This window comes from Candidatus Thiodiazotropha sp. CDECU1, from assembly GCF_963455295.1.
GTDB lineage: Bacteria > Pseudomonadota > Gammaproteobacteria > Chromatiales > Chromatiaceae > Thiodiazotropha.
In genome coordinates, this window is sequence record NZ_OY734020.1 from 601,815 (window position 1) to 623,989 (window position 22,175).

General features: G+C 53.0%; 38 protein-coding genes. 32 read left to right on the top strand and 6 right to left on the bottom strand.

From position 1 onward, the window contains the following. The first annotated feature begins 43 nt into the window (after positions 1-43). From rpsG to rplQ, 31 genes are all read left to right on the top strand, one after another. Complete coding sequence (gene rpsG, locus R2K28_RS02655) at positions 44-514, top strand: 30S ribosomal protein S7 (RefSeq protein ID WP_116444824.1); 471 nt, start codon at positions 44-46, stop codon at positions 512-514. A 52-nt stretch (positions 515-566) separates the two neighbouring features. After that, the gene (fusA, locus tag R2K28_RS02660; protein WP_316367866.1) at positions 567-2,663 is read left to right on the top strand and encodes an elongation factor G; all 2,097 of its coding nucleotides are present in this window, start codon (positions 567-569) and stop codon (positions 2,661-2,663) included. Positions 2,664-2,682: 19 nt separating this feature from the next. Next, on the top strand, positions 2,683-3,873 hold the full coding sequence (tuf, locus tag R2K28_RS02665) for an elongation factor Tu (RefSeq protein WP_316367861.1): 1,191 nt from the start codon (positions 2,683-2,685) through the stop codon (positions 3,871-3,873). 6 nt (positions 3,874-3,879) lie between these two features. After that, on the top strand, positions 3,880-4,191 hold the full coding sequence (rpsJ, locus tag R2K28_RS02670; RefSeq protein WP_069122444.1) for a 30S ribosomal protein S10: 312 nt from the start codon (positions 3,880-3,882) through the stop codon (positions 4,189-4,191). A 10-nt stretch (positions 4,192-4,201) separates the two neighbouring features. Then, on the top strand, positions 4,202-4,852 hold the full coding sequence (gene rplC / locus R2K28_RS02675) for a 50S ribosomal protein L3 (protein ID WP_116476335.1): 651 nt from the start codon (positions 4,202-4,204) through the stop codon (positions 4,850-4,852). Between the two features lie 5 nt (positions 4,853-4,857). Continuing rightward, positions 4,858-5,469: a 50S ribosomal protein L4 gene (rplD, locus tag R2K28_RS02680; RefSeq protein ID WP_116476336.1), complete on the top strand. Its 612-nt coding sequence runs from the start codon at positions 4,858-4,860 to the stop codon at positions 5,467-5,469. After that, complete coding sequence (gene rplW / locus R2K28_RS02685) at positions 5,466-5,762, top strand: 50S ribosomal protein L23 (RefSeq protein WP_116476334.1); 297 nt, start codon at positions 5,466-5,468, stop codon at positions 5,760-5,762. Before rplD ends, rplW begins: the two co-directional genes overlap by 4 nt. 23 nt (positions 5,763-5,785) lie before the next feature. Continuing rightward, positions 5,786-6,613 carry a 50S ribosomal protein L2 gene (gene rplB / locus R2K28_RS02690; RefSeq protein ID WP_316367868.1) on the top strand — a complete coding sequence of 276 codons (828 nt, stop codon included), beginning with the start codon at positions 5,786-5,788 and terminating at the stop codon, positions 6,611-6,613. Between the two features lie 19 nt (positions 6,614-6,632). Continuing rightward, entirely contained in the window at positions 6,633-6,905 is a 273-nt protein-coding gene (gene rpsS, locus R2K28_RS02695) for a 30S ribosomal protein S19 (RefSeq protein WP_116476332.1), read from the top strand. 11 nt (positions 6,906-6,916) lie between these two features. Beyond that, the gene (gene rplV, locus R2K28_RS02700) at positions 6,917-7,249 is read left to right on the top strand and encodes a 50S ribosomal protein L22 (RefSeq protein ID WP_442871417.1); all 333 of its coding nucleotides are present in this window, start codon (positions 6,917-6,919) and stop codon (positions 7,247-7,249) included. A gap of 18 nt (positions 7,250-7,267) precedes the next feature. Further along, positions 7,268-7,951, top strand: coding sequence for a 30S ribosomal protein S3 (gene rpsC, locus R2K28_RS02705; protein ID WP_316367870.1), 684 nt, complete (start codon positions 7,268-7,270; stop codon positions 7,949-7,951). Positions 7,952-7,954: 3 nt separating this feature from the next. Beyond that, a complete protein-coding gene (gene rplP / locus R2K28_RS02710; protein WP_316367871.1) occupies positions 7,955-8,368 on the top strand; it encodes a 50S ribosomal protein L16 in 414 nt (137 codons plus the stop codon). Next, on the top strand, positions 8,368-8,568 hold the full coding sequence (rpmC, locus tag R2K28_RS02715; RefSeq protein WP_116476328.1) for a 50S ribosomal protein L29: 201 nt from the start codon (positions 8,368-8,370) through the stop codon (positions 8,566-8,568). The genes rplP and rpmC overlap by 1 nt, the downstream gene beginning before the upstream one ends. Beyond that, positions 8,565-8,825, top strand: a complete 261-nt coding sequence (gene rpsQ / locus R2K28_RS02720; RefSeq protein WP_316367872.1) for a 30S ribosomal protein S17 — start codon at positions 8,565-8,567, stop codon at positions 8,823-8,825. Before rpmC ends, rpsQ begins: the two co-directional genes overlap by 4 nt. Before the next feature lie 54 nt (positions 8,826-8,879). Beyond that, on the top strand, positions 8,880-9,248 hold the full coding sequence (gene rplN / locus R2K28_RS02725) for a 50S ribosomal protein L14 (RefSeq protein ID WP_116476326.1): 369 nt from the start codon (positions 8,880-8,882) through the stop codon (positions 9,246-9,248). A 10-nt stretch (positions 9,249-9,258) separates the two neighbouring features. Next, entirely contained in the window at positions 9,259-9,579 is a 321-nt protein-coding gene (gene rplX / locus R2K28_RS02730; RefSeq protein WP_316367874.1) for a 50S ribosomal protein L24, read from the top strand. Between the two features lie 13 nt (positions 9,580-9,592). Next, positions 9,593-10,132, top strand: coding sequence for a 50S ribosomal protein L5 (rplE, locus tag R2K28_RS02735; RefSeq protein ID WP_316367875.1), 540 nt, complete (start codon positions 9,593-9,595; stop codon positions 10,130-10,132). An 8-nt stretch (positions 10,133-10,140) separates the two neighbouring features. After that, positions 10,141-10,446, top strand: a complete 306-nt coding sequence (rpsN, locus tag R2K28_RS02740) for a 30S ribosomal protein S14 (protein WP_316367876.1) — start codon at positions 10,141-10,143, stop codon at positions 10,444-10,446. A gap of 103 nt (positions 10,447-10,549) precedes the next feature. After that, a complete protein-coding gene (rpsH, locus tag R2K28_RS02745) occupies positions 10,550-10,945 on the top strand; it encodes a 30S ribosomal protein S8 (protein ID WP_116476322.1) in 396 nt (131 codons plus the stop codon). Between the two features lie 12 nt (positions 10,946-10,957). Beyond that, on the top strand, positions 10,958-11,491 hold the full coding sequence (gene rplF / locus R2K28_RS02750; RefSeq protein WP_316367877.1) for a 50S ribosomal protein L6: 534 nt from the start codon (positions 10,958-10,960) through the stop codon (positions 11,489-11,491). Between the two features lie 9 nt (positions 11,492-11,500). Further along, positions 11,501-11,857 carry a 50S ribosomal protein L18 gene (gene rplR / locus R2K28_RS02755; protein WP_116448400.1) on the top strand — a complete coding sequence of 119 codons (357 nt, stop codon included), beginning with the start codon at positions 11,501-11,503 and terminating at the stop codon, positions 11,855-11,857. 12 nt (positions 11,858-11,869) lie between these two features. Next, positions 11,870-12,376: a 30S ribosomal protein S5 gene (gene rpsE, locus R2K28_RS02760; protein WP_116444897.1), complete on the top strand. Its 507-nt coding sequence runs from the start codon at positions 11,870-11,872 to the stop codon at positions 12,374-12,376. Positions 12,377-12,379: 3 nt separating this feature from the next. Continuing rightward, positions 12,380-12,568: a 50S ribosomal protein L30 gene (rpmD, locus tag R2K28_RS02765; protein ID WP_116444898.1), complete on the top strand. Its 189-nt coding sequence runs from the start codon at positions 12,380-12,382 to the stop codon at positions 12,566-12,568. A gap of 2 nt (positions 12,569-12,570) precedes the next feature. After that, positions 12,571-13,002 (top strand): 50S ribosomal protein L15, encoded by a 432-nt coding sequence (rplO, locus tag R2K28_RS02770; protein ID WP_316367878.1) that lies wholly within the window; start codon positions 12,571-12,573, stop codon positions 13,000-13,002. A gap of 3 nt (positions 13,003-13,005) precedes the next feature. After that, positions 13,006-14,358, top strand: a complete 1,353-nt coding sequence (gene secY, locus R2K28_RS02775; protein WP_116444900.1) for a preprotein translocase subunit SecY — start codon at positions 13,006-13,008, stop codon at positions 14,356-14,358. Positions 14,359-14,397: 39 nt separating this feature from the next. Then, positions 14,398-14,511, top strand: a complete 114-nt coding sequence (gene rpmJ, locus R2K28_RS02780; protein WP_071891793.1) for a 50S ribosomal protein L36 — start codon at positions 14,398-14,400, stop codon at positions 14,509-14,511. A 107-nt stretch (positions 14,512-14,618) separates the two neighbouring features. Next, on the top strand, positions 14,619-14,975 hold the full coding sequence (gene rpsM, locus R2K28_RS02785; protein WP_316367879.1) for a 30S ribosomal protein S13: 357 nt from the start codon (positions 14,619-14,621) through the stop codon (positions 14,973-14,975). Positions 14,976-15,008: 33 nt separating this feature from the next. Continuing rightward, on the top strand, positions 15,009-15,398 hold the full coding sequence (gene rpsK / locus R2K28_RS02790) for a 30S ribosomal protein S11 (protein WP_116444902.1): 390 nt from the start codon (positions 15,009-15,011) through the stop codon (positions 15,396-15,398). Positions 15,399-15,417: 19 nt separating this feature from the next. Continuing rightward, positions 15,418-16,038: a 30S ribosomal protein S4 gene (rpsD, locus tag R2K28_RS02795; protein WP_116444903.1), complete on the top strand. Its 621-nt coding sequence runs from the start codon at positions 15,418-15,420 to the stop codon at positions 16,036-16,038. Positions 16,039-16,058: 20 nt separating this feature from the next. Further along, a complete protein-coding gene (locus R2K28_RS02800; protein ID WP_116444904.1) occupies positions 16,059-17,057 on the top strand; it encodes a DNA-directed RNA polymerase subunit alpha in 999 nt (332 codons plus the stop codon). Between the two features lie 47 nt (positions 17,058-17,104). Further along, on the top strand, positions 17,105-17,515 hold the full coding sequence (gene rplQ / locus R2K28_RS02805) for a 50S ribosomal protein L17 (RefSeq protein WP_316367880.1): 411 nt from the start codon (positions 17,105-17,107) through the stop codon (positions 17,513-17,515). A gap of 115 nt (positions 17,516-17,630) precedes the next feature. Here the strand turns inward: rplQ and R2K28_RS02810 are convergent, their stop codons facing one another. Then, positions 17,631-18,293 carry a cytochrome b/b6 domain-containing protein gene (locus R2K28_RS02810; RefSeq protein WP_316367881.1) on the bottom strand — a complete coding sequence of 221 codons (663 nt, stop codon included), beginning with the start codon at positions 18,291-18,293 and terminating at the stop codon, positions 17,631-17,633. 178 nt (positions 18,294-18,471) lie between these two features. Between R2K28_RS02810 and R2K28_RS02815 the strand changes: the two genes are divergently transcribed. Then, on the top strand, positions 18,472-19,050 hold the full coding sequence (locus R2K28_RS02815; protein WP_316367882.1) for a TrmH family RNA methyltransferase: 579 nt from the start codon (positions 18,472-18,474) through the stop codon (positions 19,048-19,050). 261 nt (positions 19,051-19,311) lie between these two features. On the opposite strand, the gene R2K28_RS02820 is transcribed toward R2K28_RS02815, so the two are convergent. From R2K28_RS02820 to R2K28_RS02840, 5 genes are read right to left on the bottom strand one after another with little or no spacing between them, the layout of a single operon-like run. Beyond that, entirely contained in the window at positions 19,312-19,914 is a 603-nt protein-coding gene (locus R2K28_RS02820) for a histidine phosphatase family protein (protein ID WP_316367883.1), read from the bottom strand. Continuing rightward, a complete protein-coding gene (gene ampE / locus R2K28_RS02825) occupies positions 19,915-20,802 on the bottom strand; it encodes a regulatory signaling modulator protein AmpE (RefSeq protein ID WP_316367884.1) in 888 nt (295 codons plus the stop codon). It abuts the gene before it with no gap. 56 nt (positions 20,803-20,858) lie between these two features. Next, positions 20,859-21,356: a 1,6-anhydro-N-acetylmuramyl-L-alanine amidase AmpD gene (gene ampD / locus R2K28_RS02830; protein WP_116444910.1), complete on the bottom strand. Its 498-nt coding sequence runs from the start codon at positions 21,354-21,356 to the stop codon at positions 20,859-20,861. A 53-nt stretch (positions 21,357-21,409) separates the two neighbouring features. Continuing rightward, positions 21,410-21,823, bottom strand: a complete 414-nt coding sequence (locus R2K28_RS02835) for a CBS domain-containing protein (protein WP_116444911.1) — start codon at positions 21,821-21,823, stop codon at positions 21,410-21,412. Beyond that, on the bottom strand, positions 21,820-22,170 hold the full coding sequence (locus R2K28_RS02840; RefSeq protein WP_116444912.1) for a P-II family nitrogen regulator: 351 nt from the start codon (positions 22,168-22,170) through the stop codon (positions 21,820-21,822). The genes R2K28_RS02835 and R2K28_RS02840 overlap by 4 nt, the downstream gene beginning before the upstream one ends. Between the last annotated feature and the right edge of the window lie 5 nt (positions 22,171-22,175).

Sequence of the window (22,175 nt, forward strand, 5' to 3'; positions counted from 1 at the left end):
CGTCTGTTAGACAGACACTATTCAACGAGTTTGAGATAGAGCAATGCCAAGAAGACGAGTTGCAGCGCGGCGTGAAACACTGCCCGATCCCAAGTACGGAAGCGAACTGTTGGCCAAATTCATCAATATGGTGATGCAGGATGGCAAGAAATCGGTTGCGGAGAAGATCCTTTACGGCGCCTTGGATACAGTAGTCGATAAGCGCGGCGGTGAGCCGCTTGAACTGCTTGAGACAGCGCTTGAGAATGTGCGGCCGCTGGTGGAGGTTAAGTCCCGCCGTGTCGGTGGTGCTACCTATCAGGTGCCGGTAGAGGTGCGTCCCAATCGTCGCAACTCGCTGGCGATGCGCTGGTTGATCGATGCATCACGCAAGCGTAGCGAGAAATCCATGGCGTATCGCCTGGCGGGCGAATTGATGGATGCCTCGGAGAACAAGGGTGCGGCGGTCAAAAAGAAAGATGACACCCACCGAATGGCAGAGGCGAACAAGGCATTTTCTCACTATCGCTGGTAAGCGAAATTTAATTAACCCTAACTTATTAGCTCTTTAAAAACAGGTTTGTAACGTGGCACGGAAAACTCCTATCGAGCGCTATCGCAATATCGGTATCATGGCGCACATCGATGCTGGTAAAACGACAACGACTGAGCGTGTGCTCTACTATACTGGTGTGTCTCACAAAATAGGTGAGGTGCATGACGGCGCTGCAACCATGGATTGGATGGAGCAGGAGCAAGAGCGCGGTATCACCATTACCTCTGCGGCCACGACCTGTTTCTGGAGTGGTATGGGGCAACAGTTCCCAGAACACCGCTTCAATATCATCGATACTCCCGGACATGTGGACTTCACCATTGAGGTAGAGCGCTCTTTGCGCGTGCTCGACGGCGCAGTTTTTGTGCTGTGTGCCGTAGGTGGCGTCGAGCCCCAATCTGAAACGGTTTGGCGTCAGGCCAATAAGTACAATGTTCCCCGTATGGCGTTCGTCAATAAGATGGACCGTATGGGTGCCGATTTCTTTCGTGTCGTCGGCCACCTCAAGGACCGCCTTGGCGCAAACGCCGTTCCGATTCAGGTGCCGGTGGGTGCCGAAGAGGGCTTCAAGGGGGTCATCGATCTCATCAAGATGAAGTCGATCGTCTGGAGCGAAGAGAATATGGGTGCTCAGTTCGAGTACGCCGATATTCCCGCAGACTTGCAGGATACCTGCGATGAGTGGCGCGAGCACATGGTCGAGGCCGCGGCAGAGGGAAATGACGAATTGATGGAGAAATATCTGGAAGAGGGTGATCTTTCAGAAGAAGAGATTCTTACCGGTCTGCGAGAGCGTACCCTGCGACTCGAGATCGTGCCGGTTACCTGTGGCTCGGCCTTCAAGAACAAAGGCGTCCAGGCTGTGCTGGACAAGATCATTGAAGTCATGCCTTCGCCTGTGGATGTACCGTCGATTACCGGCATCCTGGATGACGCGGATGGCACTGAAGAGACACGGCCCTCCGATGACGATGCACCCTTTGCTGCTCTGGCCTTCAAGGTGGCAACGGATCCGTTTGTCGGTACCTTGACCTTCTTCAGAGTCTATTCGGGTGTGCTCAAGTCGGGTGACTCGGTATTCAATCCGGTGAAGAGCAAGAAAGAACGTATCGGTCGTATCCTGCAGATGCACTCCAACTCCCGTGAGGAGATCAAGGAAGTGCTGGCGGGTGATATCGCGGCCGCAGTGGGGCTGAAGGATGTCACCACCGGTGATACCCTGTGTGCCCTCGACAAGCCGATTACCCTGGAGCGCATGGAGTTCCCCGAACCGGTTATCTCGGTGGCGGTGGAGCCAAAGACCAAGAGCGACCAGGAGAAGATGGGTATTGCGCTGTCAAAGTTGGCGCAAGAGGATCCCTCATTCCGTGTCAGCTCCGACGAGGAGTCTGGCCAGACCATCATCTCCGGCATGGGTGAACTGCATCTCGATATCATCGTCGATCGCATGAAGCGTGAGTTCAAGGTCGAAGCCAACGTAGGTGCGCCCCAGGTGGCCTACCGCGAGACCATTCGATCCTCCATTGAGCAGGAAGGCAAGTTCGTACGTCAGTCGGGTGGACGCGGTCAGTTCGGTCATGTCTACCTGCGCATCGAGCCGCAGCAGGCGGGTGATGGTTACGAATTCGCGAATGAGATCGTGGGTGGCGCGGTGCCCCGCGAGTATATCCCCGCGGTTGATAAGGGGGTGCAGGAGGCGATGGGCAACGGCGTCATGGCCGGCTATCCCATGGTGGATATCAAGGTGACCCTCTACGATGGATCCTACCATGATGTGGACTCCAGCGAGATGGCCTTCAAGATCGCCGGCTCCATGTGTTTCAAAGAGGGTGCGCAGAGGGCCAGACCGGTTCTTCTGGAGCCGATGATGAAGGTCGAGGTCATCACCCCTGAAGAGTACATGGGCGACGTGATGGGTGATCTCAACAGTCGCCGTGGCATCGTGCAGGGTATGGATGACACCCCTGCTGGAAGGCAGATCAAGGCTGAAGTACCGCTCTCAGAGATGTTCGGCTATGCCACCGATCTACGCTCGGCCACGCAGGGCCGTGCCAACTACAGCATGGAGTTCGCCAAATATTCAGAGGTGCCGGCAAACATCGCCGACGCCATCATCAAGAAACAGTAACGGGTATAGGGGTAGCACTGTGTCCAAGGAAAAATTCGAACGCACAAAGCCGCATGTCAATGTGGGCACGATTGGTCATGTAGACCACGGCAAGACCACGCTGACGGCGGCCATCACAGTAGTCCAAGCTGCCAAGTTTGGCGGCGAGCAACGTGCATTTGACCAGATCGACAATGCACCGGAAGAGAAGGAGCGTGGTATCACCATCGCGACCTCACACGTGGAGTACGAGTCGGAGACGCGTCACTATGCGCACGTGGACTGCCCGGGCCATGCTGACTACGTGAAGAACATGATCACGGGTGCGGCGCAGATGGACGGCGCGATTCTGGTGGTTTCGGCGGCTGACGGCCCGATGCCCCAGACGCGTGAGCACATCCTGCTGTCGCGCCAGGTCGGCGTTCCCTACATCGTGGTCTACCTGAACAAGGCGGACATGGTGGACGACGAGGAGCTGCTGGAGCTGGTGGAGATGGAAGTGCGCGAGCTGCTCGACAGCTACGAATTTCCCGGTGACGATACCCCGATCGTGGTGGGTTCGGCGCTGAAGGCGCTGGAAGGTGACACCTCGGAGATTGGCAGTCAGTCGATCGACAAGCTGGTAGAGGCGCTGGACACCTATATACCGGAGCCGGAGCGCGCGGTAGACGGTGCGTTCCTGATGCCGATCGAGGACGTGTTCTCGATCTCGGGCCGGGGCACGGTGGTGACCGGTCGTGTGGAGCGTGGCGTGGTGAAGGTGGGCGAAGAGATCGAGATCGTCGGCATCAAAGAGACGACCAAGACCACCTGTACCGGTGTTGAGATGTTCCGCAAGCTGCTGGATCAGGGCGAGGCGGGAGACAACGTTGGGGTGCTGCTGCGTGGCACCAAGCGAGACGAGGTGGAGCGAGGCCAGGTACTGGCGCATCCTGGTTCGATCACGCCGCACACCCATTTTGAGTGTGAGGTGTATGTATTGAGCAAGGACGAGGGCGGCCGTCATACGCCGTTCTTCAGCAACTACCGCCCGCAGTTCTATTTCCGTACTACCGACGTGACGGGTGCCTGCGACCTGCCGGAGGGAGTGGAGATGGTGATGCCCGGTGACAACGTGAAGATGGTAGTGAAACTGATTGCGCCGATCGCGATGGAAGAGGGTCTGCGCTTTGCGATCCGCGAAGGCGGCCGGACCGTGGGTGCCGGTGTGGTATCCAAAATTATCGAGTAAGTGATAATGGCAAACCAGAGAATACGAATTCGTCTGAAGGCATTTGATCATCGACTGATTGATCAATCTGCCCGTGAGATAGTGGAGACCGCCAAGCGCACTGGTGCGCATGTGCGTGGTCCAATTCCACTGCCGACAAAGAATGAGCGATACACCATTTTGATTTCACCGCATGTCAACAAGGATGCGCGTGATCAATATGAGATCCGCACTCACAAACGTCTGCTCGATATCGTTGAGCCGACCGACAAGACCGTGGATGCGCTGATGAAGCTCGATTTGGCTGCCGGCGTCGATGTGCAGATCAAACTGAACTGAGGTTAGAACGATGGCGATTGGAGTAGTCGGCCGGAAGGCAGGAATGACCCGGATATTTACCGAGCAGGGAGAATCCATCCCGGTTACGGTGATCGAGGTTGAACCCAACCGAGTCACGCAAATGAAAAGTGACGAGACTGATGGTTACTTGGCTATTCAGGTCACCACCGGTGCACGTAAGAGCTCGCGCGTGAGTAAACCCGCTTCAGGCCATTATGCGAAAGCAGGTATCGAGGCCGGACGTGGTACTTGGGAGTTCCGCGCCGAGGAATCCGATATCGAAGGTATTGAAGTGGGCAGTGAAATCAAGGCTGATCAGTTCGAGGCTGGACAGATAGTCGATGTACGCGGACGCTCCCAGGGTAAGGGGTACCAAGGTGGCGTCAAGCGCCACAACTTCCGCATGCAGGATGCCACTCACGGCAACTCGTTGTCACATCGTGCACCCGGATCGATCGGGCAGTGTCAGACACCGGGGCGTGTATTCAAAGGCAAGAAGATGGCAGGTCAGATGGGTGCAGTACAACGCTGCCAGCAGAATCTGGAAGTCGTACGCGTCGATGCGGAGCGTAACCTGTTGTTGGTGAAGGGCTCTGTGCCAGGCTCCAAAGGTGGTGATCTGGTTATCACCCCCGCTGTGAAGATGATTAATAAAGGGTGAGTCTGATGGAACTCAATGTACAAACAGCAGTAGGTGCACAAACTCTGAAGGTCTCCGATGAGATCTTCGGTGCAGAGTTTAAGCAATCTCTGGTGCATCAGGTGGTATCAGCCTATATGGCAGGTGCACGTGCCGGCACCAAGGCACAGAAAAACCGCTCTGCAGTTGCAGGTGGTGGCGCCAAGCCTTTTCGTCAAAAGGGAACAGGTCGTGCGCGCGCCGGTACCAGTCGCAGCCCTATCTGGCGCAGTGGTGGTGTTAACTTCGCGGCAACACCGCGCAGCTATGCCCAGAAGATCAACCGCAAAATGTACCGTGGCGCGATTCGTTCAATTCTTTCTGAACTGAATCGGCAGGAGAGACTGGTAGTGGTGGACGAAATCACCATTGCCGAGCCAAAAACCAAGCAGTTGGTTGAGAAGCTGAAGGGTATGGAATTGAGTGATGTATTGGTTGTGACCCTGGATCCGGATGAGAATCTCTACCTGGCTTCAAGAAACCTCTACGGTGTCGATGTACGGGATATCAATGAGATCGATCCTGTCAGTCTGGTGGCTTATGAGAAGGTTTTGGTCACTGAAAGCGCAGTTAAGAAACTCGAGGAGCGACTGGCATGAACAGCGAGCGTCTCATGAAGGTTCTTCTCAGTCCTGTGGTATCTGAGAAGAGTAGCGTGGTTGCCGATGCCAACCAGCAATACACCTTTCGTGTTGCAACCGATGCGACCAAGCGGGAGATCGCAAAGGCGGTCGAAAAGCTGTTCGAGGTAGAGGTCGAACGGGTGCAGGTTGTCAATTGCAAGGGCAAAACGAAACGCTTTGGTCAGGTCAACGGTAAACGTTCTGACTGGAAGAAGGCATATGTTCGTCTCAAGCCTGGTAACGATATCGATTTCGCGGCCGGTGCTTGAGCAAATAAGACAGGATTTGGATTATGGCAGTCGTTAAATCAAAACCGACCTCCGCAGGCCGCAGATTTGTGGTCAAGGTTGTCAATGATGAGCTCCATAAGGGTGCGCCCTATGGTCCATTGGTGGCAAAAAAGAGTAAAACTGGCGGGCGCAACAATAACGGTCGTATAACTACGCGTCATCGTGGCGGCGGACACAAGCAGCGCTACCGCATCATCGATTTCAAGCGCAACAAGGAAGGTATTCCGGCAACAGTTGAACGCCTTGAATATGATCCGAATCGGACTGCACATATTGCATTGATCCGTTATGCAGACGGTGAGCGCGCCTACATCATTGCCCCCGGCAACCTGCATGTGGGTGACCAGGTCGAATCAGGATCTGGTGTGGCGATCAAGGTGGGTAACTGCCTGCCATTGAGGAACATGCCGCTGGGTTCCGTGGTGCATTGTATCGAGATGAAACCGGGCAAGGGTGCACAGCTTGCACGTTCCGCTGGCGCATCGGTGCAGTTGGTGGCACGGGAAGGCGAGTATGCCACCCTGCGTCTCCGCTCTGGTGAAATGCGCAAGGTCCCCGCTGACTGCCGCGCAGTTATCGGTGAAGTTTCAAACTCCGAGCATACGCTGCGCTCATTAGGCAAAGCGGGAGCCACACGTTGGAAGGGTATACGCCCGACTGTGCGTGGTGTTGTCATGAACCCTGTTGATCATCCGCATGGTGGTGGTGAAGGCCGTACCTCGGGCGGTCGTCATCCGGTATCGCCTTGGGGTGTGCCAACCAAAGGGTATAAAACCCGTACCAACAAACGCACAAATAAGATGATTGTGCGCCGTAGAAACCGTAAATAATTGATTAGGGGTTAGAGTCGTGCCACGTTCAATCAGAAAAGGCCCATTCATTGACCACCATTTAATGAAGAAGGTGGATGAGGCGGTAGCCCAGAACAACAAACGTCCTATCAAGACCTGGTCGCGCAGATCTCTCGTGGCGCCAGAGATGGTGGGACTGACGATCGCTGTATACAACGGCAAGCAGCATGTCCCGGTGTTGGTATCGGAGAACATGGTCGGACACAAGTTGGGTGAGTTTGCGCTGACCCGCACTTATCGTGGTCATGCCGCTGATAAGAAGTCCAAGTAGAGGAAGTGACGATGCAGACTACAGCAAAATTGCGTCATGCCCGGATTTCTGCTCAGAAGGGGCGACTGATCGCAGATCAGATTCGTGGACTTCCTGTTGAGCAGGCCCTGGATCTTCTCTCTTTCAGTAAGAAGAAGGGTGCTGGGCTGGTAAAAAAGGTGCTCGAATCGGCGATTGCCAATGCCGAGCATAACGATGGTGCGGATATCGATGAATTGAAGGTTTCAGCCGTCAGTGTCGATGATGGTCCGACCATGAAGCGTATTCGAGCACGTGCCAAAGGTCGTGCAACCAGGATTCTCAAACGCACCAGTCACATCAACGTGACTGTAGCGGAAAAGTAACAGGCAAGAGAGGCCGAAATGGGTCAAAAAGTACATCCAACCGGGATACGTCTTGGCATAGTAAAAGACTGGACTTCCAAGTGGTATGCGGATTCCAAGCACTATGCAGATCTTTTGAACAATGATCTCGAAGTCCGGGAATTCTTGAAAAAGAAGTTGCACCAGGCGTCTGTGAGTCGTATTCAGATCGATCGTCCTGCAAACAATGCCCACATTACTGTCCACACCGCGCGTCCTGGACTGGTGATCGGCAAAAAGGGTGAGGATATCGATGCATTGAGGGCCGAAGTCTCCGCCATGATGGGGATTCCTGTCCATATGAGCATCGAAGAGATCCGCAAGCCGGAGCTCGATGCCCAGTTGGTGGGTGAGAGCATTGCCCAGCAGTTGGAAAGACGTGTCATGTTCAGGCGTGCCATGAAGCGGGCTGTACAGAATGCCATGCGCCTCGGTGCCGAGGGCATCAAGGTACATATCAGCGGACGACTCAACGGTGCTGAAATAGCGCGTTCCGAATGGTATCGGGAAGGGCGTGTGCCATTGCACACCCTGCGTGCAGATATTGATTATGGCTTTGCTGAAGCGAATACAACCTACGGGATCATCGGTGTCAAGGTATGGGTCTTCAAGGGTGAAGTCTACGCTGATAATGAGGAAGTTGAAGTGGAAACCAAAACTACCTCGTCGGGTAAGAGGTCGTAAGCCATGTTGCAACCTAAACGGACAAAATTTCGCAAACAGCACAAGGGGCGCAATCGCGGCCTGGCCATCAAGGGCAGCGATGTCTCTTTTGGTGAATATGGCCTTAAATCCACCGGTCGGGGTCGGATTACGGCTAGACAGATTGAGGCTGCCCGGCGTGCCATCACCAGGCACGTGAAACGTGGCGGTAAAATCTGGATCCGAATCTTTCCGGACAAGCCGATCACTAAGAAGCCTTTGGAAGTTCGCCAAGGTAAAGGTAAGGGTAATGTTGAATACTGGGTCGCCCAGGTTCAGCCTGGTCGTATGCTGTATGAGATCGAAGGCATCTCTGAGGAGTTGGCCCGAGAGGCATTTGCACTGGCTGCTGCCAAATTGCCTGTATCGACCACATTCGTGAAGCGGACGGTAATGTAATGAAAGCATCAGAGTTAAGAGAAAAGTCTCAACAAGAGCTGACGTCTACCCTCGAAGAACTTCTCAAAGAGCAGTTTAATCTGCGTATGCAGCGGGGCACCGGTCAATTGGCCAAGCCATCACGCATGCGGGAAGTTCGCAAGGATATTGCACGTGTAAAAACTCTAATGAACGAACAGAAGTCGGGTGATGCATCATGAATGAACAGCAGGCAACGAACCGGACCCTGGTGGGGCAGGTTGTGAGCAGCGCAATGGAAAAATCGATTACCGTATCCGTTGAGCGTACTGTGAAGCATCCGGTGTATGGAAAATACATGCGTCGTACGACCAAGGTACACGCGCATGATGAAACAAATGAGTGTCAGAAAGGTGATACCGTGATGGTGGAGCAGTGTCGTCCACTGTCGAAGACCAAAACCTGGCGTTTGGTTAAAGTACTGGAGCGTGCCAGCTGAGACCCTGTTCTCAGTGAGCGTCCAATCGAAATTATTTGGAATTAGGGCAATACCATGATTCAGATGCAGACCAACCTCAGTGTGGCTGATAACAGCGGCGCCAAGCAGGTTCAGTGCATAAAGGTGCTGGGTGGTTCTCATCGCCGCTATGCAGGGATCGGAGACATCGTAAAAGTCAGTGTCAAAGATGCCATACCTAGAGGCAAGGTGAAAAAAGGTGATGTCTACAATGCTGTTGTAGTCAGAACCAAAAAGGGCGTTCGTCGTCCGGATGGATCAGTGATCCGCTTCGACACGAACGCTGCAGTGCTTTTGAACAGTGCATTGCAGCCAATAGGTACGCGTATCTTTGGTCCGGTGACCCGTGAATTAAGGAGTGAGCGATTTATGAAAATAATTTCGCTCGCACCAGAAGTTTTGTGAGGCGGCATCAATGGCAAGCAAGATTAAAAAAGGTGACGAAGTCATCGTCATCAGCGGAAAGGATAAAGGTAAACGCGGTACTGTAGTCAGAATGCTGCAGGATGACCGTTTGGTTGTTGAAAATGTCAATATGGCAAAGAAACATACCAAGCCCAATCCGAATCGCGGTGAACCTGGTGGCATTCTTGATAAAGAGATGCCGTTGCATATTTCAAATGTGGCTCTCTACAATCCGGTATCCGACAAGGGTGATCGGGTTGGATTTAAAATTCTTGAAGATGGCAAGAAGGTTCGAGTCTTTAAATCGAATCAAGAAGTCGTCGACATCTGAGGCGTGATCAGACATGGCAAGATTACAGCAACAATATAAGGAAACCATTGTCCAGGAGCTTATGGACAAGTTTCAGTTCGGCAGCATCATGCAGGTCCCCAAGATCACCAAAATCACTCTGAATATGGGTGTCGGTGAGGCGATTGGTGACAAAAAAATTCTTGAAAATGCCGTCGGTGATATGGAAAAGATTGCCGGTCAAAAGGCAATCATCACCTATGCCCGTAAGTCAATTGCAGGTTTCAAGGTGCGTGAAGGATGGCCGATCGGTTGCAAGGTGACCCTGCGGCGTGAGCGGATGTATGAGTTCCTAGACCGTCTGATCAATATCGCGATACCCCGTATCCGGGATTTTCGCGGTCTAAATGGCAAGTCTTTCGATGGCCGTGGCAACTACTCCATGGGCGTTAAAGAGCAAATCATGTTTCCAGAGATCGATTATGACAAGATCGACGCAATCCGTGGCTTGGATATTACCATTACCACCACGGCTCAGACCGATGAAGAGGGTCGAGCGTTGCTGGAAGCCTTTAAATTTCCTTTTAAGAACTGAGTCCAAATATGGCAAAAAAGAGCATGATCGCACGCGAAAACAAGCGTGCCCGTATCGCCTCCCAATATGCTGCCAAGCGTAGTGCGCTGAAGGCGATAATCAAGAATCCCAGCAGCACATTCGAGCAGATCGAAGAAGCGACTCTGAAACTGCAGAAACTGCCACGTGATGCCAGTCCGTCGCGCAAGCAGAATCGTTGTCGGGTGACAGGCCGTCCCCACGGCGTCTATCGCAAGTTCGGGCTGTGCAGGAATAAGCTGCGCGAGGCCGCTATGCGGGGCGATGTTCCAGGGCTTGTTAAAGCCAGCTGGTAAGCGTATAATTTCGCGCTTTTACTCGGGTCAACTGTTGGCCCGTTTTGTTTTTTTAAATTTCGGGTATCGCGCCACAAAGGCGGACTGACCACAGGAGCTCATTATGAGTATGTCAGATCCCATCGCGGATATGCTTACACGCATCCGCAATGGCCAGGCAGCCAACAAGACGACAGTAGAGCTGCCCTCCTCAAAGCTTAAGCTCTCAATTGCTAACCTTTTGAAAAACGAAGGTTTTCTTCAGGAAGTCTCAATCAATAGCGAAGCCGCGAAACCGACCCTGGTTTTGGAGTTGCGCTACTACCAGGGCCGTCCTGTTATCGATTTGATCAAGCGTATCAGCCGTCCCGGATTGCGTGTCTACAAGGGTAAAAATGAGTTGCCCAAGGTGCGTGGTGGTCTGGGTGTGGCGATTATCTCCACCTCCAAAGGTGTGATGTCAGACCGTGCTGCCCGCGAGACGGGTCAGGGCGGTGAAGTCATCGCCTACGTCGCATAAGGGGGTGATGAGATGTCGCGTGTAGCTAAAAGCCCGATCTCACTACCCTCCGGCGTAACGGTCAAAAAGGGTGATCAGTCCCTGAGTGTCAAAGGCCCCAAGGGTGAAATGGCAATGGATGTGCACCCTTCTGTTGATATCGCTGAAGAGGATAACTCACTCAAGATCGTGCCGAAGGGTGAGGACAAGGCGTCCTGGGCCATGGCCGGGACCATGCGGGCTCTGGTCAACAATATGGTGACTGGTGTCACACAGGGATTTGAGAAGAAATTGCAATTGGTTGGGGTTGGTTATCGCGCCCAGGCTGGCGGCAAGTCCCTCAACCTCAACCTGGGTTTTTCCCATCCGATCGACTATCCGGTTCCTGAGGGTATCAGTATTGCGACCCCATCGGCGACTGAGATAGTTGTCAGTGGAAGTAACAAGCAGCGTGTCGGCCAAGTGGCTGCGGAAATCCGCGCCTTTCGCCCGCCGGAGCCCTATAAAGGCAAGGGCGTGCGTTATGTCGACGAATATGTTGCACGTAAAGAAGCTAAGAAGAAATAGGGTAGAACGATGGAAAAGAAAATATCACGCATACGTCGTGGGCGTCGTACTCGAGCAAAGATTCAGGAGCTTGGTGCTCATCGTCTCTCTATTCATCGTACGCCTCGACATATCTACGCTCAGGTGATCAGTCCGGATGGCGGCAGTGTGCTGGCGAGTGCCTCTACCCTGGATAAATCGGTTCGGGGTGAGATTAAAGGCGCCTGTGGCAACGTCGATGCGGCGAAGATTGTCGGTAAATATATCGCCGAGCGGGCGAAATCCGCCGGTATAGAGAATGTGGCCTTCGACCGTTCGGGTTTTCGATACCATGGGCGGGTCAAAGCGCTTGCTGATGCGGCACGTGAAGCCGGTCTCCAATTTTAAAGGTTCTGGAATATGGCTAATTTCAATGCAAAGCCTGAGGGCGACGAGCTTCTTGAAAAGCTGGTCAATGTAAACCGGGTGGCAAAGGTTGTTAAAGGTGGCCGCCAGTTCGGATTTTCTGCACTGACTGTGGTCGGTGATGGAAAGGGTCGGGTTGGTTTCGGTACCGGCAAGGCGCGTGAGGTTCCTGTGGCGATTCAAAAGGCCATGGAAACAGCGCGAAAAAACATGGTATCGGTTCGCCTCAGCGGCACAACCCTGCAGTATCCGGTTATCGGTAGACATGGTGCTGCCAAGGTGCATATGCAGCCTGCCTCTGATGGTACTGGCATCATCGCTGGTGGTGCGATGCGCGCCGTTTTTGAAGTGCTGGGTGTGCAGAATGTACTGGCAAAGTGCATCGGGACTAACAATCCCATGAATGTCGTTCGGGCCACCATAAACGGCTTGCATGAGATGACAGATGCTGAGTCCGTGGCTCTGAAGCGCGGTAAAAGTGTCGAGGATATCCTGGGGTAGGTCATGGCTAAGAAGAAGATGATGCATGTGACTCTGGTACGCAGCACGAATGGCAGACTGGCAAGCCATAAAGCGTGCGTTGCCGGGTTGGGATTACGACGTATGCACCAGGTCGTCGAGGTGGAGGATACTCCCGCGACGAGAGGTATGGTGAATAAGGTCAACTATATGGTCAAGGTTGTGGAGGCTTAATCATGCGCTTGAATACACTACAACCTGCTGCTGGCAGTAAGACTGACCGAAAACGCGTCGGTCGTGGTATCGGCAGCGGTCTTGGAAAGACTTGTGGGCGCGGCCACAAAGGGCAGAAATCCCGTTCCGGCGGATATCACAAGGTCGGTTTTGAGGGTGGCCAGATGCCCCTGCAAAGGCGCCTGCCGAAGGTTGGTTTCACCTCGCGTGTCTCTTTGGTAACGGCTGAGGTACGGCTTGGTGAGTTGGCGAAAGTGGATGGCGACGTGGTCGACCTGGAAGCGCTGAAAAAGGCAAATATCGTCACTCGATCCGTAAAAAATGCGAAGATCTTCGCTTCTGGAGAGATCGATCGTGCCGTGACCGTAAAAGGCATTCGCGTATCCAAAGGTGCTAAGGCTGCAATCGAAGCGGCTGGTGGCAAGGTCGAGTAAATCATGGCTAACCAGGGATCACCGATGATGGGAGCGCTTGGCAGCATGGGCCGATTGACGGAACTCCGTCAACGTCTGTTGTTTGTTGCAGGCGCCCTGCTGGTGTTCCGTATCGGTACCTTCATACCTGTGCCGGGGGTGAACCCGGTAGCCTTGGCAGCACTGTTTGAACAGGCTCAGGGTTCGATCCTGGATATGTTCAATATGTTTTCCGGGGGTGCCCTGGAGCGTGCGAGCCTGTTTGCCCTGGGTATCATGCCCTACATCTCTGCCTCGATTATCATGCAGTTGATGTCAGCTGTTATTCCTTCATTGGAGCAGTTGAAGAAAGAGGGTGAGTCCGGGCGTAGAAAGATTACCCAATATACCCGTTATGGCACTGTCGTGCTGGCGACATTCCAAGCGGTAGGTATTTCGATCGCGCTTCAAAGTCAAACCGTGGGTGGAGAAACCATCGTTATCCATCAAGGTGTTGGCTTTGTAGTTACAGCCGCTGTATCACTGGTGACAGGCACCATGTTCCTGATGTGGCTGGGTGAGCAGATCACCGAGCGAGGCATCGGCAACGGCATATCCCTGATCATCTTTGCCGGCATCGTTGCGGGTCTGCCTTCTGCCATTGGTGGTACCCTGGAGCTTGCCCGCACCGGGGAGTTGAACGCACTGACGATTCTGTTCCTTTTTGTCCTGGCTATCGCGGTTACCGCGTTTGTGGTTTTTGTCGAACGGGGACAGCGCCGGATTACCATCAATTACGCCAAACGTCAGCAAGGCAGAAGAATGCTGGCCGCCCAGAGCACCCATCTGCCCCTGAAGCTGAACATGGCAGGTGTTATACCGCCGATTTTCGCCTCCAGTATTATCCTCTTCCCGGCAACCCTCGGGCAGTGGTTCGGGAATACGGAAGGCACCCGTTGGATACAGGATATATTCGCAAAACTATCACCGGGTGAACCTGTATATGTGATGGCCTACGCGGCGGCGATAATCTTTTTCTGTTTTTTCTACACTGCGCTGGTGTTCAATTCCCGGGAGACTGCGGACAATCTGAAGCGTTCAGGTGCGTTTATCCCTGGTATTCGGCCAGGCGACCAAACGGCTAAGTATATCGATGGCGTGATGAGTAAACTGACCTTTTGGGGTGCGATCTACATAACCCTGGTCTGTTTGCTGCCTGAGTTCCTGATCGTGGGTTGGAATGTACCCTTCTATTTTGGTGGTACATCGCTGTTGATTATTGTCGTGGTGGTCATGGATTTCATGGCCCAGATACAGGCGCACATGATGTCCCATCAATACGATGGCCTGATGAAAAAGGCCAATCTGAAAGGTGGTGGTGGCGGGTTGTTACGCTAGCGTCGAACGCTACTGAATTTATTATTTGGAGTCTGAATCATGAAAGTGCGTGCATCGGTTAAGAAGATCTGCCGAAATTGCAAAATTGTGCGCCGGAATGGCGTCGTCAGAGTAATCTGTAAAGAAGGGCGTCATAAACAGCGTCAGGGTTAATCAGGGCAAAATTAGTGCCACATCCGCTTGATGCAGGTGGTTGTGTAGAGTAATATTGCGCGTTTCCCTTCGGCAATGTGCCAAGGGTTTGTTCAGGAGATTTTGAGATGGCTCGAATTGCAGGGGTCAACATACCAGACCGAAAACATGCGGTCATAGCGCTGACATCGATATACGGTATCGGGCGTTCCCGTGCGGGCGATATCTGTAAAGAAGCCGGCATTGAACCCAATGTGAAGATACAGGAGCTCAGCGAGGATCAGGTAGAAAGCATACGCTCTATCATTGCCCGCTTCACCGTCGAAGGTGACCTCCGTCGTGAAATCTCGATGAATATTAAACGCCTGATGGACCTTGGGTGCAATCGTGGCATCCGGCATCGTCGCGGACTTCCATTGCGCGGGCAGCGTACACGTACGAATGCCAGGACGCGCAAAGGCCCACGTCGCCCGATCAAGCGTTAATTAAATCTATATATGAATCTTTAGGTACAGAAGATGGCTAAACCTAGTACACGTGGTAAGAAAAAGGTAAAGAAGAGTGTGACCGATGGGGTCGCTCATATTCACGCCTCTTTCAACAATACAATCATTACTATTAGTGACCGCCAAGGCAACGCACTGGCTTGGGCCACTGCTGGTGGATCGGGATTCCGCGGTTCTAGAAAGAGCACCCCGTTTGCAGCCCAGGTTGCTGCTGATCGCGTGGGTCAGATGGTCAAGGAGTATGGCGTCAAGAATCTTGATGTGAATGTAAAAGGTCCTGGACCTGGCCGCGAATCCGCTGTTCGTTCCCTGAACAATGCAGGATTCAAGATCACAAGCATCTCTGATGTTACCCCTATACCACACAATGGCTGCCGTCCTCCCAAGAAGCGCCGCGTCTAATTACTGGAGTTACTGAAACATGGCAAGGTACATCGGACCCAAGTGTAAGCTAAGCCGTAGGGAAGGTACTGACCTTTTCCTGAAAAGCCGCGTGCGCTCACTCGATTCCAAATGCAATATGGAGAAGGTACCCGGGCAGATGGGAGATCGCCGTCGTCGGGTATCCGATTACGGTCTACAGCTGCGCGAGAAGCAAAAAGTTCGCCGTATCTACGGGATCATGGAAAAGCAATTCCGTAACTACTACAAAGCTGCAGCCCAGAGTAAGGGTGCGACCGGTGAAAACCTGCTGCAACTCCTGGAGACCCGGTTGGACAATATTGTCTATCGCATGGGTTTTGGCTCCACGCGAGCTGAAGCACGTCAACTTGTGAGCCATAAGGCCATAGAAGTCAATGGAAAGGTAGTTAACGTACCTTCGTTCAAAGTCTCAGCGGAAGATGAAGTCTCGATACGAGAGAAGGCAAAAAAACAGCTCAGAATACAGGGTGCACTCGAACTGCAAGGGCAGTTTGGATTTGTCGATTGGGTTGAGGTTGATCCAAAAGCAATGAAAGGCAAGCTGAAGCGTGTACCGGATCGATCAGATTTGTCTGCCGAGATTAACGAGCAACTGGTCGTCGAGCTCTACTCCAAGTAAGCCTTGACGAGGGAAAATACATGATCGATAGCGTTACGGAATTTCTCAAGCCCCGGATAGTAAACGTTCAACCCATCACTGCAACACGTGCGAAAGTGACCCTTGAGCCGTTGGAGCGAGGGTTTGGCCATACTTTGGGGAATGCGTTAAGGCGCATCCTGCTCTCATCGATGCCCGGCAGTGCGATCACTGAAGTGGAGATCGCCGATGTACTGCACGAGTACACCACGATGGAAGGCGTTCAGGAAGATGTACTTGATGTACTGCTTAATCTCAAGTTGGTTGCAATCATCATGCACTCACGTGATGAGGCGACCCTGAAGCTGCAAAAGAAGGGACCGGGACAAGTACTTGCCAGTGACATAACCCTGGACCACGATGTGGAGATCGCCAATCCTGATCTGGTTTTGGCGACCCTGACCAAGTCCGGCGAAATCAATATGACCTTGAATGTACGCAGAGGCCGGGGATACCATCCGGCGGCTGCACGACAGGGTAGTGCCGGGGACGAGCGTCCGATCGGCATGTTGCAGGTTGATGCATCGTTCAGTCCGATCAGGGAAGTGGCCTACAGTGTGGAAGCTGCCCGTGTGGAACAAAACACCGGCCTTGACCGCCTGGTCATCGAACTGGAGACAAACGGTACCATCGATCCGGAAGAGGCGATCAGACGTTCTGCGAGTATCCTGCGGGATCAACTCTCTGTCTTCGTCGACCTGGAAGCAGAAGCTGCGGAGTCGGTTTCCGAGCCTGAAGAGCCGGCGATCGATCCAATACTGTTGCGCCCAGTGGATGATCTTGAACTCACCGTACGCTCAGCGAACTGCTTGAAGGCGGAAAATATCTTCCTTATCGGTGACCTGATTCAGCGCACCGAGGTGGAACTGCTGAAGACACCGAATCTGGGCAAGAAATCGTTGACAGAGATAAAGGACGTACTTGCCCGTCGTGGTCTCTCGCTCGGTATGCGCCTCGAGCATTGGCCGCCAGAGAACATCGAGGAGCAGCTGACCCACTGAGGGCTGTTGCAGACCTATTTAACTATTGAATTTGTGGAACTAGAACCATGCGCCATCGCAAATCAGGTCGCCAACTGAATCGTAACAGTAGCCACCGCAATGCCATGTTCAGAAACATGACCGTCTCTCTGATCAATCACGAAATGATCAAGACAACCTTGCCCAAGGCAAAAGAGTTGCGACGTGTTGCCGAACCTCTGATCACACTCTCCAAGAGCGACAGTGTGGCAAAACGCCGCCTAGCCTTCGACCGTCTGCGGGACAAGGCGGCAGTGGGAAAACTGTTTGCCGAGCTGGGTCCACGCTACCAGGAGCGTCCAGGTGGCTATCTGCGCATCATGAAATGCGGCTATCGTCCCGGAGACCAGGCGCCCATGGCCTATGTGGAGTTGGTGGACCGGCCGATACCTGAAGAGACTGAAGAGGCCGTGAACGAGTCTGAGGCGGAAGAATCCTAAGCCAGACCAGACTGAAGATCCGGCTGAAAAAGACCCACATCTTGGATGTGGGTTTTTTTATGCGTGTCATTCACTGGGGCAGGATGCCTGTCTGTCCTTTCCACTCAGGTCAAAATCAACGCTTTAGACTTTTCAACAGATCCTGCAGTGCTACTGCCTGGGTTCCGCTCTCCTTGCTCTGCTGAGGATTTTCAACTTCAAAAATCCGTTGTCCATTGATCATCCCGGAGATATCAGCTCCTTTGCCGGCCAGATCATGACTGAAGACGGCTGGAATATGCAGTAGGGTGAAAACCAGGATCACCTGGTAGCTCAGATGATGCACATCGTTGAGGCTCAGCGTGCCGACCATGGTGATATCCTTGAGCAGCATCAGACCGCTGATGGCGCTCAATAGCAAAAAGAAAAAAAGTACCAGATAGACAGGTCCCCACAGCGGGTTGTGACTATACCACTTGGGTAGAGGTGCCTTGCCAAGGGTAAGATAGAACTTCAACACCAACCAGGTCTGGGATAGGCGATGCAGGTTCGGTTCACAGGAGCTGATCTGTTCACTGCCTTTGCCGAATAGGAGAAGATAGAGACGCAGTAGCAGGGCGGGTAGAAACAGGCCACTGAGCATGAAATGGATCTCGGCCGCACTCTGCGCCAGCAGGGGGGTATTGTTCATGAGCCACCCGGTGATCAGCAGTCCGACACAGGAGAGCCCGAGAATCCAGTGGGCGAGCCTGAGTCTATTGCTCCATACCAGGACCCGGGTGACGCTTGTTGCCTGCATATTCAGTTACCTGTCGTTTCACCCTGTAGGGCGGGATCTGTTGCACAATTCAGGGGCTGTATTACAGCATGCATGATCCAACAACGGGAAGGGAATAGCCTGGAGAATTATCATGGTCTTAGGGGCTGTCCCCTAGGGGCCCTAGAACCAGTCGTTTCATTCAGCCAGCGGTTTAAGCATGATCAGACAGAGAAAGAGTAAAAAAGAGCGCAGAGAAGGCCGGGATCAGGCGCTGCTGCGCTATACCAAGCAGCGCCAGAGAAACCTCCTCGCCAAACCCGGTGTACACGACTTTATCGTCGTGCTGGACCAGATGAAGGCTGGATTCAATGTGGCCAAGATATTCCGCAGTGCCGAGGCGTTTGGCGCCCACGAGGTCCATCTGGTGAATATAGGGCCCTTTGATCCAGCGCCGGGGAAGGGTGCTTTCAAGAAGGTGCCGGCACGATTTTTCGACAGCTTCGAGCAGAGTTATCGGGAACTCACCGAGCGTGGTTACCAGATTATGCGACTGGAGGGTGGAAGTAAGCGCCTACTAACTGATTTCAGTATGGCAAGGAAGATTGCCTTCGTCCTGGGCCATGAGGAGTGGGGACACAGTTTCAGCCGGGAGGAGTATCCGGACATCTTATCGGTGTCCATTCCCCAATTTGGGCAGGTGGAGAGTCTTAATGTATCGGTGGCGGCGTCCATAGTCATGTATGAATATGTGCGCCAGGTAGGGGGTCTCAGCAGTGACCCGGTCCGCCCTGAATAGGTCAGGCGTTGAAGGGCGTTAGTGGTTAAGTCTAACTATCTGGAAATTCAACAGATTTTGTTGTTAACACGGAGACAACAATAATCGCGAGTGATGCGAGTAGCAGCCAAGTCATTTGATTTCTCCTCATATTCTAAGTGACTGATCTACTTCAGATATGCCAACCATAGCTAAGTTACAGTCATTTTTATGTGACTTATAACCTATAAATCTTAAACAAAGCTTAAATAAAGTGTGATCGCTATCACATCAGAGTCTCCTTTACAGTTGCGACTTACCCATGAAAATCAGTGTGGCCGGGTGCTCGCCATCGATCCGAATACGGGTGAGGCTGGCAGTGGCAATGGAGAGCCGGTACATGGAACTGAGAGGGGCTTGCAGGGTGTGATTGATAATGGTTCGAATTACCCCTGCATGGGCGACGAGTAAAAGGTGTTGGCCGCGGAAACGCTCGCAGGCGTTGCTGTAGGCAGCCAGGACCCGTACCTTGAAGTCATTCAGATCCTCAGCGTCCTGTGGCCGATTCTGAATCGGATCCTGGTAGAAGCGTGACAGGATCGATTTGTCATGTCGACGCAGCTGATCGCCGGTTTGACCTTCCCAATCACCGAAACCAACCTCTTTGAGCCGGTCATCCAACTCCACCCCAAGCTCAAGCTCTTCTCCCAGGCGTGCTGCAAATTCGCTGCAGCGTCGCAGTGGTGAACTGATGATGGCCTGCCAGGGGCGATCGCCGGAGACGGCTTGCCACATCTGTTCCCATCCCTGCTCACTCAGGGGGTCATCTATCTGGCCCCGGTAGCGCCTGCCGCCTACCGGCTCTCCATGCCTCAATAGATCGATGGTCGTGACTTTGCCTGCCAATTAAAGCAATCCGCTCAGTGTAATCAGCGCGACTATCACCAGGTAGACGACAAGGGATCGCCAGACGAGAGCCATGGCTGACTTTGCAAGAAAGCTGAAGGACTGTACCCCCTCATGGGCTTCGTTGATGAGCGTCGAGAGCCGCATGGCACCGCTACCGGTACAGATCAAGGTTCCGCTGTTGCTGTCGTCGAATTCGCTGAAACGGCTTTCGTGATAGCTACGCCAGCCATAGAGTGCGTCCTCGAAGCTGCCTGCTATGGCATAACAGAAGGCGGCTATGCGTGCGGGTATCCACTCCAGAATCACCACAAGCTGTTTACTGTTGAGGAGGAAATCGGGATCGTTTTTGGCCTGTTCCATGCTCGGTAGCCAAGTGGCGATGCGGTAGGCCATCGCCCCGACCGGACCCAGCAGAATGAACCAAAACAGCACACAAAACAGGTTTTGGTTCGCTTGGAGCAATACCCCTTCGGCCGCGGCTTGGGAACGAGCGGGCTCACTGGTGGGTGGCTCATCCATGATCAGGGTGGTTGCTGATGCCCTGATCTCCTCATCCTCGTCACTATCCACGGCTTCCACGTAGCGGTTGACCGAGGCGTCCAGGTCATTGGGGCCCAAACAGTAGAGCAGAATCGCGACAGAGGTTACAAACCATAACAGTCCGAACAGGGCATTCTCAAACAGGTGTTGTACTGCCCATAGTGCAAGCAGGGGGGGAAGTATCAGTAGCATGATCCCGATGACACCCTGCCGCATCCGCTGCGGTAGCTGATGTCGTTCAAACCACTGGTTATAGGAATTGAACCAACCGTTATCACGCAAATAGCGATAATCGAGTAAAAAACGCTCTGCTATCAGGCTGATTAGTATAATCGTCAGGGTCATTGGGCAAGTGTCAAACAATCGATGCAAAGTTTCAACACATATCCTAAGGTTTAGACTTAATCAAGTACCTCTATCAGACTCAAATAACGGTCCCAGTCGAACATAGGTCCTGGATCTGTTTTCCGTCCTGGTGCGATGGCGGCGTGGCTGGTAATACGCTCCCGGGTAATGCTTGGATAGAAGTGCATGATCTCCTTGGTAACACGCTCCAGGGCCAAGTATTGAGCATCGGTGAATGGCATGTCATCCGCCCCCTCCAATTCGATTCCGATGGAGAAATCATTGCAGCAGGGTCGACCACAGTAGTTGGAATCCCCTGCATGCCAGGCACGTCGGTTCAGGGGTACGTATTGGGTTATTTTACCCGTGCGTTGGATGAGTATGTGGCATGAAACCCTGAGTGCCTCTATCTCTGCGAAATAGGGGTGTGCCGTTGCATCCAGGTTGTTCATGAACAGATCGTCGATCCAGTTTCCGCCAAACTCCCCGGGTGGCAGGCTGATACTGTGAATCACAAGCAGATCGACCTCTGACTCAGGCGGTCTGTCATCCATGTTTTTCGATGGACGGTACTCCGCACTACGTAAGAGTGTCTCTGCAGATAGGATCAACTTGATTCCAAGTTTGTTTTCAGCCCTTTCAGCACCATATCTGTAAGGCTGACGATACCGACGATTTCACGGTTGTCCAGGACCGGTGCCCTGGTCAGGTCAAAGCGGCTGAAGATTCTCGCGGCATAGCGGATATCCATGCTGGAAGATATGGTCAATGCCGGTTTGGTCATGATTTCATAGATATTGACCCGCTCCGGTGCCCGGTCATTTGCCAGTACCAGGCGTGCGATATCTGACAGTGTGACCAGGCCGTACTCGTCGTCATCATGCCGTTTCTTAACAATCAACGATTTGGTCTCTATATGGATCATACGCTCAAGGGCCATTTGTACGGTATCCAAACCGTCCACCATGTCAAAGTCGGTTTTCATGACATCCTTTACCCGGATTAGTTGCCGATCGTTCATAACTCCTCCTCGATAACGTGTGAGAGTGTCTGGATCTGGTGACTGACGCCGACCGCGTCTTCGATATCTATCTGAAAGGCGATCCCGCTACCTGATTCTTCATCGAATTGGCCGGCTTCGGAGATTTTTTCCAGAATGGTTCGGCTGAGATGCTCTTCCACCAGCAGGAGCACTACATCCCGTTGCGTATCAAGGGTCAGACCGAGAAAGGTCTTTGACTGATTGATACCCTCTCCACGGGCATGATTGATGACCGTGGAGCCTGTAGCGCCGGCAGATCGGGCAGCCTCGAGAACCTTTTCTGTGGTGCTGTCCTCTACCAGGGCGATGATGAGTTTGAAGTGCATGGGAA

Bases quoted from the DNA above. Each gene is read 5' to 3' on its own strand.
- rpsG (WP_116444824.1), top strand. From the start codon at position 44: ATGCCAAGAAGACGAGTTGCAGCGCGGCGTGAAACACTGCCCGATCCC.
- rpsJ (WP_069122444.1), top strand. From the start codon at position 3,880: ATGGCAAACCAGAGAATACGAATTCGTCTGAAGGCATTTGATCATCGA.
- rplC (WP_116476335.1), top strand. From the start codon at position 4,202: ATGGCGATTGGAGTAGTCGGCCGGAAGGCAGGAATGACCCGGATATTT.
- rplD (WP_116476336.1), top strand. From the start codon at position 4,858: ATGGAACTCAATGTACAAACAGCAGTAGGTGCACAAACTCTGAAGGTC.
- rplW (WP_116476334.1), top strand. From the start codon at position 5,466: ATGAACAGCGAGCGTCTCATGAAGGTTCTTCTCAGTCCTGTGGTATCT.
- rplB (WP_316367868.1), top strand. From the start codon at position 5,786: ATGGCAGTCGTTAAATCAAAACCGACCTCCGCAGGCCGCAGATTTGTG.
- rplV (WP_442871417.1), top strand. From the start codon at position 6,917: ATGCAGACTACAGCAAAATTGCGTCATGCCCGGATTTCTGCTCAGAAG.
- rpsC (WP_316367870.1), top strand. From the start codon at position 7,268: ATGGGTCAAAAAGTACATCCAACCGGGATACGTCTTGGCATAGTAAAA.
- rplP (WP_316367871.1), top strand. From the start codon at position 7,955: ATGTTGCAACCTAAACGGACAAAATTTCGCAAACAGCACAAGGGGCGC.
- rpmC (WP_116476328.1), top strand. From the start codon at position 8,368: ATGAAAGCATCAGAGTTAAGAGAAAAGTCTCAACAAGAGCTGACGTCT.
- rpsQ (WP_316367872.1), top strand. From the start codon at position 8,565: ATGAATGAACAGCAGGCAACGAACCGGACCCTGGTGGGGCAGGTTGTG.
- rplN (WP_116476326.1), top strand. From the start codon at position 8,880: ATGATTCAGATGCAGACCAACCTCAGTGTGGCTGATAACAGCGGCGCC.
- rplX (WP_316367874.1), top strand. From the start codon at position 9,259: ATGGCAAGCAAGATTAAAAAAGGTGACGAAGTCATCGTCATCAGCGGA.
- rplE (WP_316367875.1), top strand. From the start codon at position 9,593: ATGGCAAGATTACAGCAACAATATAAGGAAACCATTGTCCAGGAGCTT.
- rpsN (WP_316367876.1), top strand. From the start codon at position 10,141: ATGGCAAAAAAGAGCATGATCGCACGCGAAAACAAGCGTGCCCGTATC.
- rpsH (WP_116476322.1), top strand. From the start codon at position 10,550: ATGAGTATGTCAGATCCCATCGCGGATATGCTTACACGCATCCGCAAT.
- rplF (WP_316367877.1), top strand. From the start codon at position 10,958: ATGTCGCGTGTAGCTAAAAGCCCGATCTCACTACCCTCCGGCGTAACG.
- rplR (WP_116448400.1), top strand. From the start codon at position 11,501: ATGGAAAAGAAAATATCACGCATACGTCGTGGGCGTCGTACTCGAGCA.
- rpsE (WP_116444897.1), top strand. From the start codon at position 11,870: ATGGCTAATTTCAATGCAAAGCCTGAGGGCGACGAGCTTCTTGAAAAG.
- rpmD (WP_116444898.1), top strand. From the start codon at position 12,380: ATGGCTAAGAAGAAGATGATGCATGTGACTCTGGTACGCAGCACGAAT.
- rplO (WP_316367878.1), top strand. From the start codon at position 12,571: ATGCGCTTGAATACACTACAACCTGCTGCTGGCAGTAAGACTGACCGA.
- secY (WP_116444900.1), top strand. From the start codon at position 13,006: ATGGCTAACCAGGGATCACCGATGATGGGAGCGCTTGGCAGCATGGGC.
- rpmJ (WP_071891793.1), top strand. From the start codon at position 14,398: ATGAAAGTGCGTGCATCGGTTAAGAAGATCTGCCGAAATTGCAAAATT.
- rpsM (WP_316367879.1), top strand. From the start codon at position 14,619: ATGGCTCGAATTGCAGGGGTCAACATACCAGACCGAAAACATGCGGTC.
- rpsK (WP_116444902.1), top strand. From the start codon at position 15,009: ATGGCTAAACCTAGTACACGTGGTAAGAAAAAGGTAAAGAAGAGTGTG.
- rpsD (WP_116444903.1), top strand. From the start codon at position 15,418: ATGGCAAGGTACATCGGACCCAAGTGTAAGCTAAGCCGTAGGGAAGGT.
- R2K28_RS02800 (WP_116444904.1), top strand. From the start codon at position 16,059: ATGATCGATAGCGTTACGGAATTTCTCAAGCCCCGGATAGTAAACGTT.
- rplQ (WP_316367880.1), top strand. From the start codon at position 17,105: ATGCGCCATCGCAAATCAGGTCGCCAACTGAATCGTAACAGTAGCCAC.
- R2K28_RS02810 (WP_316367881.1), bottom strand. From the start codon at position 18,293: ATGCAGGCAACAAGCGTCACCCGGGTCCTGGTATGGAGCAATAGACTC.
- R2K28_RS02815 (WP_316367882.1), top strand. From the start codon at position 18,472: ATGATCAGACAGAGAAAGAGTAAAAAAGAGCGCAGAGAAGGCCGGGAT.
- ampE (WP_316367884.1), bottom strand. From the start codon at position 20,802: ATGACCCTGACGATTATACTAATCAGCCTGATAGCAGAGCGTTTTTTA.
- ampD (WP_116444910.1), bottom strand. From the start codon at position 21,356: ATGGATGACAGACCGCCTGAGTCAGAGGTCGATCTGCTTGTGATTCAC.
- R2K28_RS02835 (WP_116444911.1), bottom strand. From the start codon at position 21,823: ATGAACGATCGGCAACTAATCCGGGTAAAGGATGTCATGAAAACCGAC.
- R2K28_RS02840 (WP_116444912.1), bottom strand. From the start codon at position 22,170: ATGCACTTCAAACTCATCATCGCCCTGGTAGAGGACAGCACCACAGAA.